Consider the following 11,083-nt stretch of genomic DNA (forward strand, 5'->3'; position numbering starts at 1 on the left):
CACTGTATCCCGCCAAATACGTCGTGCGCGGCGGTGAACGCCTGCCCGAAGCCCCTCGCGTGTGAGGGTGGTGCAGCCTGCACGGACTAAGGGAGCGACCTTGTCTAAGCACGGGCGGTCGTTGGCCGTGAGGTCTAGGCCCAGAATGTGGTTACTACGCCGCATGCAGAACCTCAAACCGAAGACAAAAGGAGACAAGTCAATGAAGTCAAACCGCCCTGAGTTGGCACCAGCACCTTCAAGCGTGCACCGGATAGATGTTCACAAACTGGCCGACGAGGCCAAGTTCAACAGCTTTCACCGGTCCGTGCTGATCTGGTGTTTCGTGATCCTAGTGCTCGACGGCTACGACCTGGCGGTCGCCGGCACCGCGCTTCCGTCGATTATGAAGGCGATGAATGTCGAGGCCGCGACTGCGGGCTTCATGGCCAGTTCAGCGCTGTTCGGCATGATGTTCGGAGCGATCGCGCTCGGCGCGCTGGCCGATAAGATCGGCCGCCGCTGGGCGATCTCGATCTGCGTGTTCCTGTTCAGCGCCTTCACCGCGGCCGCCGGCTTCACCAACGACCCGATCACCTTTAGCGTGATGCGCTTCCTCGCCGGGCTCGGCATCGGCGGCGCGATCCCGAATGCGGCCGCGCAGATGACCGAATACTCACCGAAGAAGGTGCGCAGCGTGATGGTTACGCTGATGTGCTGCGGCTACGCGGTCGGCAGCATCCTCGCCGCGCTGCTCGGCAAGCAGTTCATCGAGACCTACGGCTGGCAATCGGTGTTCATCGCCGCGGGCGCCCCAATGGTACTGATCCCGTTCATCCTGAAGTACATGCCTGAGTCGCTGCCGTTCCTGATCAAGCAGCACGACGACACCCATTTGCGCGAAGTGGTGCGGAAGATCCGGCCGGACATGCGGCTCGAGCCGCACGAGGAGTTCCTCGTTCCGGCCGAGGACAAGGCCGAAGGTCCGACCGTAGGCAGGCTGTTTCTGGACGGCCGCGGCTTCAGTTCGGTGATGTTCTGGGTCGCCTACATGACCTGCCTGTTCATGCTCTATGCGCTCAGTTCGTGGCTGGTCAAGCTGATGGGCATGGCCGGCTACAGCCTCGGTTCCGCGCTGAACTTCCTGCTCGCCTACAACGCCGGTGCAGTCGTCGGCGCCGTCGGTGGCGGATGGCTTGCCGACAAGCTGAACATCAAGTGGGTGACGGGCGCATTCTTCGCGGTCGCCGCGGTCTCGCTGACGCTGCTCGGCTACGGCGCGCAGCCGCTGTTCCTCATCGTTGCCGTCGTCGGCGCGTCGACGCTGGGCACGCAGATTCTGCTGTACGCGTATGCCGGGCAGTTCTACCCGACGGCGATCCGTTCGACGGGACTCGGCTTTGCCTCGGGGGTCGGGCGCATCGGCGCGATCGCGGCGCCAATCGTGATCGGGCTGCTGGTCTCGATGAAGCTGCCGCTGGTGCAGAACTTCCTCGCCATTGCAATGGCCGCGGTGATCGGCGGTGTCGCGGTTACGCTGATCAAGCACAAGTCGTCGGCCTCTTCGCACAGCCACGACGCGAGCATGGTCGGACAGGGGCCTTGATGCTCGAACCGTTGCGAGTGTACGAGTTGGTAGAGAGCCCTTTCGCCGATCTGCCCGTTGGGAAGCGGCGAGCGCGTGCACCCGGGCGCCGGAGGACGAAGTCGAGGTTCTCGCTCCAACTCACAACCAGCCAAGGAAACTTCCATGTTACGCAAACTTGTAGGCAAGATCGCAATCGTTACCGGTGGATCCACCGGAATCGGGCTCGCTACCGCTAAACGGTTCGCTAGCGAAGGAGCGCATGTCATTGTCACCGGTCGCCGACAGGCCGAACTCGACGCCGCGGTGTCCGCGATCGGTAACGCTACCAGCATCCGGGTCGACTCATCGAACATGGCCGAACTGGACACACTGTTTGATTGGGTGAAATCGGAAAAGGGTCGGATCGACGTATTGTTCGTCAACGCCGGCGGCGGCTCGCTGCTGCCGCTCGGGAATATTACCGAGGAGCAGTATGACGACACCTTTAGCCGTAACGTCAAGGGCGTACTGTTTACTGTACAGAAGGCTCTGCCATTGCTGGCGGACGGTGCATCAGTCATCTTGACTGGCTCCACCGCCGCCAGCGGCGGCACCGAGGCATTCAGTGTCTATGCCGCCTCAAAGGCCGCCGTACGCTCATTCGCCCGCAACTGGATTCTCGATCTCAAGGGTCGGGGCATCCGGGTCAACACGCTCAGCCCCGGACCCACCAAGACGCCAGGCTTGTTTAACCTGGCCGGGACCGACGCCGCACGGCAGCAGGGAATACTCCACGCTCTGGCCTCGCGGATCCCAATGGGCCGCGTCGGCGATCCGGACGAAATTGCCAAGGCGGCAGTCTTTCTTGCCTCCAACGATTCAAGCTTTGTCAACGGTATTGAACTGTTCGTCGACGGTGGTAAGGCCCAGATCTGAGTATCGCAGCAGTCGGGCGGAGGTGGCCACCTGATGCAGATTCCTGATTCATATCATTAGCAAAGCCATTATCATCACATGTGCTATCACCGGTGCGATTCATACGCCCTCAATGTCACGGTATCTACTGGTGGGCAGCCCGCGGATGCGCCGCAATGCACGTCGCGCGCCTAAGGTATGTGTGCGACGGCCGTGTCCGAGGAGGACCGATGCGCGCTGCTCGGCCATGCGGCCATTATTCCATGTCGAGATGATCGTTTTTTTTGGTGCAGATTGGTACGCCGGCGTCGACGCAGGCCGAACTATAGCCGACGGTGCTGTGCGAGGTGGCGTGCGTCCGAGTAGTCTCACTATTTCGGTAACTGCAGTCTCACAAAGACCCTCCCAGTCTCACCAGTTCCGTTTCCCCGCAAAAATCTGGAGAAACCCCCTGCTGGATTAGTCGTGTTGGAACGCATTGGACTCAATGAATACTCATCGCGGCTCAATGCGATTGTCGCGAGTGCAGTGAAACTCTCGTCAATCGCGGTGGATTCATTCTGCTGGACGTTCGAAGGTCCGTTGGCTAGGCGGAGCAGCCGTTCAGGTGTCCGCGCGCGTACGCTGGCGAGTGTCGGCAACTGGCCGGCTACCGCCGTTGCACGCCACGCTGTCCGTCGCAAGGCATTGGCGGGGAGAAGAGCGTGACCCGGGTGCATGGCAATAAGGTCCGATAACGCCCGCTTATGGCGAGTTGCCGAGCACGCGGCAACGTTGTTACTGCAACTAGGATCCTAACGGACGCCGAAGACAAGGTAGCTCCCACTAGGCGTCGTCGCCATCGGGAAGCGCATGACCTTGGTCCCGCAAGGTCTTCGTCCAGCGCTTGATGCGTGCACGCAGTCGTCCCTGTGCCCCTTCCACGCCGGCCACCGCGTTGAGCCGTCGACCTTCTGCTCGTGCCCCACACCTGGCACCCTCCAACCTGGCATCGCCTGGACCAGTCGCTATGTCGAGCGCAAGGCCGCGAGCCTTAAGAGCGTCCGGCGCTAGAGGGCCGAACAGTGGATCCGCGTCGGCGCACCGCCTCGATCGGCATGTACACCTGAACCCCCCGTTCGCGGCCGTCATTCTATGACCAGCCGATTCTGCTCAACGAGAGGCAAGCCGGCGCTGCCGTCGAGGGCTCACTTCGGCGAGTGGCGCGTGGATTACATTGGCGATTAGCTTTGCCACGGCTTTGCCGATTAAGCGATGAGGCTGTCCCGGCATGTTTAAGCGCCGTGCAACGGGAGCCCCCGCTGATGCAACGCCCAAACGTGACCGGTGCAGCACGAATCGTCGGATGTCCTTTCGCGGAACGGCGCAGGTTGCCCCCTTGAAATTTGGGTGGCCAATTACTATTTTATTTTCGCTCAGGCAGTCGCGACCATCGCGCGCTGCGTGTTTCTGTTTGTTTGCCAGCAGCTTGGCAGGTGAATGGGAGCGCGTATGCCCCTTCGCCTCCTTGCTGCGTCGAAGGAGGATACGACCATGAGCGACCTTTTCTTTGGAACTGACCTCTTCAGCGAACTCGACCGCATGCAACGGCAGATGGCGAGCTTGTTCTGTTTCCCATCCAGCATCCGCTCCGGCCGCTTCGGGGCATTTCCCCCGGTCAATATCGGCGCCACGGACGATTCCATCGAGATCGTCGCGTTCGCACCGGGGCTCAAGCCGGACCAGTTCGAGGTGTCGATCGACAAGGGCTTGCTGACCCTCAGCGGCGAGCGCGAAGCGGTGCAAGCGGGGGATGATCCGGAGGTGCGGCTGTACGCGCAAGAGCGATTCACAGGCACGTTCCGGCGTGTGGTCGAATTGCCGCAGAGCGCAGACCCCGACAAAGTCCAGGCGCGCTATGCCAACGGCTGCCTGTCTATCAGTGTCGGCAAGCGCGAAACCTCGAAGCCCCGGGCGATCACGGTCCAGTAACGCCAGGAGACAGCCATGAACGAGACTACCCAAGTGGCGGAACGCAACCAGAACGCGATGACAAAGAGTCAGGAGGACAGGTCGACACCGACGCTGACGCTACTTCCCGCGGTCGACATCGTCGAGGACAGCAACGGCGTCACCCTTTGGGCCGACCTTCCAGGTGTGACGAAGGACAAGCTCGAGGTGAATGTTCACGACGGTAACCTCCATATTGAGGCGGAAGCGGTCGTGCCCACCCCCCAAGGACTGCGGGTGCAACATGCGGAAATACGCCAGCCGCACTTCGCACGCGCTTTCTCGTTGAGTGTGGACCTTGACGCGTCGAAGATCGAGGCGAACCTGCAGGACGGCGTGCTAAAGCTGACGATCCCGCGTCGCGACGAAGCGCGTCCACGCCGCATTGCCGTCAACGTGGCGTGAGTTGCCGTCGCCAGGTGCCGGTGGCGTCCGCAAGGGCGCCACCGCAGCGCCTGCGGAAACTGGCTGAACATTGGGTGAGGGCAAGATGAAAACAGATCTGGGCAAATGGAATCCCTTCAAGTTCCTACGCAAATCGACCGAAGACAGGCAACCGACGGGCGAGTCGTCGAATGTCCCCGCGCCAAGGCACTGGACACCGGACTGGCCGGACGTTTCGCGGCTGTTTTCAAGCGATCCCTGGCGTGCGATGGGCGAGTTTCTGCATGAACCCTTCGCGGGCTTCGGGGGACTCGATCGATGGTTCGGCGACTTCAGTTCGTCGCGCTTCCAGCCGCGCATCGATGTGGTCGATGATGGCTCGGCGCTGAGGATCACGGCGGAGCTACCCGGCATGGATCGCGAGGACCTGAAGACCACCATCGAAGATGGTGCGCTGGTGTTACGGGGTGAGAAGAAGCAGGACATTCGGAGCGAGGAAAACGGCTGCTACCGGCTGGAGCGGGCGTACGGCGCCTTCATGCGCAGTATTCCGCTGCCGGATGGCGTCGACCTCGATCACGTCGAGGCGAAATTCGACCGAGGTGTATTGACGCTGCGCCTGCCAAAGACCGGTACGTCGCAGTCTTCGGTGAAGAAGATCGAGGTGAAGTGAGCGGAAGATGGCGAGTTGCCTCAAGATCATTGGCACGCTTGAGCCTGCTGCGCTCAGCCAGGGATATTTGCGGCAAACACTTTCCAAGATGGAGACTTCGATGGAATTCGATTCTGAGTGGGTGACGATAGGCAGGCATCGGGTGCGGCTTAAGTGCACGCGCGGATTTCCTACCGAACGGACGCGGCGCGTGGCTGAGTTGGTCACAGTCGCGATCGACAACAACCTCAGCGCGCGGGCCCGCTTGGTGGACGTCACCGCGCAAGGCGAGGCTTACGTGATCAGCATCGGCACGACGTTCGAAAAGGATAGAGTGGCGGCCCCCCACCTGGAAGTGGCGCTGGCCACGATGTTCGGCTTGACGCCCGAGCAGGTCACGATTGACGTTGTCGTCGTCAGTCAGGCTGAGGTGGATACGCATTTTGGCGTGTATGAGCGGATGCTGGCAGAGAAGCTCGGCACCGTGCCGGCCATTCAGTGAAGCGCTATGATCGGTTCCTGGCCAATAATGCTTGTGGCTTGAATCCAGACGCCGGCGTTGACACGTGAATGCCCTGAACGGCGGCCCGGACACGACCCGATCGGCAAGCTCATGATCACAGTGATGGGACGAGGAGCAAGGCTATGAACATCCGTCCACTACACGATCGCGTCATCGTCCGACGCTTGGACGCAGAACACAAGACGGCCAGCGGTATTGTCATCCCCGATACCGCCGCCGAAAAGCCGGACCAGGGCGAAGTCCTGGCTGTCGGTCCCGGCAAGGTTTTGGGCGATGGCAATGTCAGCGTGCCGAGTGTGAAGATTGGCCAGCGCGTGCTATTTGGCAAGTATACGGGCACCACCGTCAAGCTTGAAGGCGAGGAGGTGCTGGTCATGCGTGACGAGGACATTCTGTGCGTCGTCGAATAGAGGAAGGTACAGAAGGCTAGCGTCTCGCGAGGAGTCTCATCATGGCAGCCAAGGAGATCCAGTTTCAGGAGACCGCGCGCCGCCGCATCGTGGCGGGTGTCAATCTGCTGGCCAACGCGGTCAAGGTCACGCTCGGTCCCAAGGGGCGCAATGTGGTCCTTGAGCGATCGTTCGGGGCCCCGCTGATCACCAAGGATGGCGTGTCGGTCGCCAAGGAAATCGAGCTCCGCGACAAGTTCGAGAACATGGGGGCCCAGTTGGTCAAGCAAGTTGCGGCCAAGACTTCCGACGTGGCCGGCGACGGCACCACGACTGCCACCGTGCTGGCCCAGGCGATGGTTCAGGAAGGCATGAAGGACGTAGTGGCTGGCCTGAACCCCATCGATCTGAAGCGCGGCATGGACCTGGCCGTGGGCGCGGTCGTCGAGAAGCTGCGCGAGCTGAGCCGGCCCTGCACCACCAGCAAGGAGATCGGCCAGATCGGCGCAATCTCCGCCAACGCCGATGAGGCGATCGGCAAGATCATCGCCGATGCAATGGCCAAGGTCGGCAAGGACGGGGCCATCACGATCGAAGACGGCAAGTCGCTGGAGAGCGAGTTGGAGGTGGTCGAAGGCATGCAGTTCGATCGCGGTTATCTGGCCTCGTACTTCATCAACCAGCCCGAGAAGCAATCCGTCATCCTCGAAGAGCCGTATATCCTGCTGCATGACAAGAAGATCTCGGCGATTCACGATCTGCTGCCGGTGCTCGAGGCCGTGGCCAAGACCGGCAAGCCGCTGCTCGTCGTGGCCGAAGACGTGGAAGGCGAGGCGCTTGCGACCCTCGTCGTCAACTCTCTGCGCGGCACCTTCAAGGCCGCCGCGGTGAAGGCACCGGGCTTCGGCGACCGGCGCAAGGCCATGCTGGAAGACATTGCCATCTTGACCGCCGGCACGCTGATTGAGGAACAGACGGGCAAGCAGCTCAAGAATGTCGTGCTGGAGGATCTGGGCCACGCCAAGCGCGTCGAAATTGAGAAGGAGAACACGACCCTCGTTGGCGGCGCGGGCGAGCACGCGGCAGTCGAAGCCCGCATCAAGGCCATCCGCCGGCAGATCGACGAGGCCACCAGCGACTACGACAAGGAGAAGTTGCAGGAGCGGGTCGCCAAGCTGGCCGGTGGCGTGGCGGTGATCCGGGTTGGCGCCGCCACTGAGGTGGAAATGAAGGAGAAGAAGGCGCGCGTCGAAGACGCCCTGCACGCCACGCGGGCCGCGGTCGAGGAAGGCATCGTGGCGGGCGGCGGCGTCGCGCTGCTGCGCGCCCGCGCCCAGCTTGCGCCGCTCCAGGGCGCCAACGCCGACCAGGAAGCCGGCATCCGAATCGTGCTGCGTGCCCTGGAGGAGCCGCTGCGGCAGATCGCCGCCAATGCCGGCGAGGAAGCATCCGTGGTGTTAAGCCGGGTGCTCGAACATAGCGGCAACTTCGGTTGGAACGCGGCCACGGGTGAATACGGCGACCTGTTCGAGATGGGTGTGATTGACCCAACCAAGGTGACTCGCACCGCACTACAGAACGCGGCATCGGTCGCCGGGCTGATTCTGACCACGGACGCGACCGTGGTAGAGATGCCGAAAGACCACGGCAAAGCCGCTGCGGTGTCACCGGAGCTGGAGTATTGACGGGGGACACGCAAGGCGTGCGGCCGGTCCCATACGGCTGTGGAGGATATCATGAGCAAGATCATCGGCATTGACCTCGGCACTACGAATTCGTGTGTGGCGCTGATGGAAGCCAACCAGGTCAAAGTGATTGAGAACTCCGAAGGCTCACGCACGACACCATCCATCGTCGCCTATGTGAACGACGAGGAAATCCTCGTCGGCGCACCAGCCAAGCGACAGGCCGTCACGAATCCAAAGAACACGCTATTTGCTGTCAAGCGGCTGATCGGCCGCCGCTATGAGGAAAAGGAAGTGCAGAAGGACATCGGCCTGATGCCCTTCACGATCTTGAAGGCCGACAACGGCGATGCCTGGGTCGAAGCGCAGGGCAGGAAGCTCGCCCCACCGCAGGTTTCAGCTGAAGTGCTGCGCAAGATGAAGAAAACCGCCGAAGACTATCTGGGCGAGCCCGTCACCGAAGCCGTCATCACGGTGCCCGCCTACTTCAACGACAGCCAGCGCCAGGCAACGAAGGATACCGGGCGCATCGCCGGGCTGGATGTCAAGCGGATCATCAACGAGCCTACCGCGGCGGCGCTCGCGTTCGGTCTGGACAAAAAGGAAAGCCGCGACCGCAAGATCGCCGTGTTCGATCTCGGCGGCGGCACCTTCGATATCTCCATCATCGAGATCGCTGACGTGCAAGGCGAGAAGCAATTCGAAGTGCTGTCGACCAATGGTGATACCTTCCTGGGCGGAGAAGACTTCGACCAGCGCATCATCGACTACATCATTGGCGAATTCAAGAAGAACCAGGGGGTTGACTTGTCGCGCGACGTGCTGGCGCTGCAACGCCTGAAGGAAGCTGCGGAGAAGGCCAAGATCGAGCTCTCGTCGAGCCTGCAGACGGAGATCAGCCTGCCATACATCACGGCCGACGCCAGCGGACCGCGGCATTTGAACCTGAAGCTCACGCGTGCCAAGCTCGAAGCCCTGGTCGAAGACCTGGTCGAGCGGACGATGGAGCCGTGCCGCATCGCCATCAAGGACGCCGGTGTATCGGTGGAAAAGATCGACGACGTGATTCTGGTGGGCGGCATGACCCGCATGTCCAGGGTGCAGGAGAAGGTCAAAGCGTTCTTCGGCCGCGAGCCGCGCAAGGACGTCAACCCCGACGAAGCGGTGGCGGTGGGGGCGGCGATCCAGGGCGCGGTGCTCACCGGTGAGCGCAAGGACGTGCTGCTGCTTGACGTCACCCCACTGTCGCTGGGGATCGAGACCCTGGGCAGCGTGATGAGCAAGATGATCACCAAGAACACCACCATCCCGACCAAGTTCTCACAGGTCTTCTCCACGGCCGAGGATAACCAGGCGGCGGTGACTATCAAGGTCTACCAGGGCGAGCGCGAGATCGTTACGGGCAACAAGATGCTGGGCGAGTTCAACCTGGAGGGCATTGCACCGGCGCCGCGTGGCATGCCGCAGATCGAGGTGACGTTTGACATCGACGCCAACGGCATCCTGCACGTGTCGGCGAGGGACAAGGCCACTGGCAAGGAGAATCGGATCACCATCAAGGCCAACTCCGGCCTGTCTGAAGGCGAGATCGAGCGCATGGTGAAGGACGCCGAGTCCCACGCCGACGAAGACCGTCGACAACGCGAGTTGGTCGATGCGCGCAACCACGGCGACGCACTGGCACACAGTACGCGCAAGGCGCTGGCTGAATTCGGCGAGAAGCTGGAGGCGGGCGAGAAGGAGAAGATCGAAGCCGCAATCAAGGACCTTGAGGCGGCACTGAAGACCTCAGACAAGGCCGAGATCGTGGCCAGGGCGCAGGCCCTGGCCACGGCCTCGCTGAAACTCGGTGAAAAGGCCTATGCGGACGTTCAGGCTCAGCCGGACACTCGCTCCGATCGCGCCGCGGACGCGAAAGAGGCGAGCGCCGAGAAAAAAGACGAGGACGTGGAGGATGTTGAGTTCAAAGAAGCGGGTGCCAAGCAGTAAGCCGGCCGACGTCCGTCAAATTGGGGTGCCCTCACGAAACGGATTTTTTTGTGTGTTAGCGACCTCTGTCGGTGTTTTCTTGTAATGCTTTCGCGGTACCGAAAGCCAGCCCCCATACTGGTCCTGCTTTCTGCGACTGCCATCTGTGAGATGTCTTCAGGGAGTTTTCCCCGTGCGCCATTTATGTACCGTCAGAAAACCGCACATCAGTGGGCTCCTGCGGCCCACAGATCATCGACGATGCGGCTGACACCGATTGGAATCCGGTTCTCCTGCCAGACCTCTTAATGGAGGATACGATGAACACCGACCCGAAAAAGTGGAATCTCTTCAAGTTTCTTCGCGGGGCGGCCCGCAAGTCCGATGCGGACAGCCCGGAAAGCCCGCCGGCAAGTGAACAGTGGCGTGCCGCCTGGCCTGACATTCCGCGACTGTTCTCACGCGAACCGTGGCGCGCAGTGGAGGAGTTCTTTCATGACCCGTTTGCCGGCCGTGGTGCGCTCGAGCGATGGTTTGGCGACTTCAGTTCATCGCGCTTCCAGCCCCGCATCGACGTGGTCGACGAAGGGCAGGTGCTGCGCGTGACCGCCGAATTGCCAGGGGTGGAGCGCGAAGACCTGAACGTGAGCGTCGAGGACGGAGCGATCGTGCTGCGCGGCGAGAAAAAGCAGGACGTGAGCAGCGAGGAAGATGGCTGCTACCGGCTAGAGCGCGCCTATGGAAGCTTCGTGCGCACGATTCCCATGCCGGAAAACGCCGACCCCGATCACATCCTGGCAAAGTTTGACAATGGTGTGCTTACGTTGACCGTGCCGAAATCGGAGCCGGCGCGATCCGCGAGTCGCACGATCGATATTGGCTAGGGCAAGCAGGCAAGAAGCGTCTTGGTGGGAGACCGCGCCAAAACGGGGGCAAACCACCGGACCACTGCCGGGAGGCCAATGAGGCACCTACAATGCGCGCATGGCTTCCGATCCTAGGCCGGCGATCTCCGTCCTTCAACTTCGAATT

The 11,083-nt window shown here is 61.6% G+C and carries 10 protein-coding genes; all 10 read left to right on the forward strand.

Features of this window, described 5'->3' with window-relative positions:
* Positions 1-244: 244 nt before the first annotated feature.
* The 10 genes from AC1Q7H_RS39090 (at position 245) to AC1Q7H_RS39135 (ending at position 10,935) form a co-directional block, all read left to right on the forward strand.
* Positions 245-1,585 (forward strand): MFS transporter, encoded by a 1,341-nt coding sequence (locus AC1Q7H_RS39090; RefSeq protein WP_249678625.1) that lies wholly within the window; start codon positions 245-247, stop codon positions 1,583-1,585.
* 144 nt (positions 1,586-1,729) lie between these two features.
* On the forward strand, positions 1,730-2,482 hold the full coding sequence (locus AC1Q7H_RS39095; protein WP_153957016.1) for an SDR family oxidoreductase: 753 nt from the start codon (positions 1,730-1,732) through the stop codon (positions 2,480-2,482).
* 1,512 nt (positions 2,483-3,994) lie between these two features.
* Positions 3,995-4,432: an Hsp20/alpha crystallin family protein gene (locus tag AC1Q7H_RS39100; RefSeq protein ID WP_492382475.1), complete on the forward strand. Its 438-nt coding sequence runs from the start codon at positions 3,995-3,997 to the stop codon at positions 4,430-4,432.
* A gap of 15 nt (positions 4,433-4,447) precedes the next feature.
* Positions 4,448-4,855 carry an Hsp20/alpha crystallin family protein gene (locus tag AC1Q7H_RS39105; RefSeq protein ID WP_153957014.1) on the forward strand — a complete coding sequence of 136 codons (408 nt, stop codon included), beginning with the start codon at positions 4,448-4,450 and terminating at the stop codon, positions 4,853-4,855.
* 85 nt (positions 4,856-4,940) lie between these two features.
* Entirely contained in the window at positions 4,941-5,507 is a 567-nt protein-coding gene (locus AC1Q7H_RS39110) for an Hsp20/alpha crystallin family protein (protein WP_153957013.1), read from the forward strand.
* A gap of 100 nt (positions 5,508-5,607) precedes the next feature.
* Positions 5,608-5,988, forward strand: coding sequence for a hypothetical protein (locus AC1Q7H_RS39115; protein ID WP_153957012.1), 381 nt, complete (start codon positions 5,608-5,610; stop codon positions 5,986-5,988).
* Between the two features lie 143 nt (positions 5,989-6,131).
* Entirely contained in the window at positions 6,132-6,419 is a 288-nt protein-coding gene (locus tag AC1Q7H_RS39120) for a co-chaperone GroES (RefSeq protein ID WP_153957011.1), read from the forward strand.
* Between the two features lie 41 nt (positions 6,420-6,460).
* Entirely contained in the window at positions 6,461-8,083 is a 1,623-nt protein-coding gene (groL, locus tag AC1Q7H_RS39125; RefSeq protein ID WP_153957010.1) for a chaperonin GroEL, read from the forward strand.
* A gap of 51 nt (positions 8,084-8,134) precedes the next feature.
* On the forward strand, positions 8,135-10,072 hold the full coding sequence (dnaK, locus tag AC1Q7H_RS39130) for a molecular chaperone DnaK (protein WP_492382476.1): 1,938 nt from the start codon (positions 8,135-8,137) through the stop codon (positions 10,070-10,072).
* Between the two features lie 299 nt (positions 10,073-10,371).
* Positions 10,372-10,935: an Hsp20/alpha crystallin family protein gene (locus tag AC1Q7H_RS39135; RefSeq protein ID WP_211984074.1), complete on the forward strand. Its 564-nt coding sequence runs from the start codon at positions 10,372-10,374 to the stop codon at positions 10,933-10,935.
* Positions 10,936-11,083 lie beyond the last annotated feature (148 nt).

The organism is Cupriavidus sp. GW823-FHT06D04 (assembly GCF_058795055.1).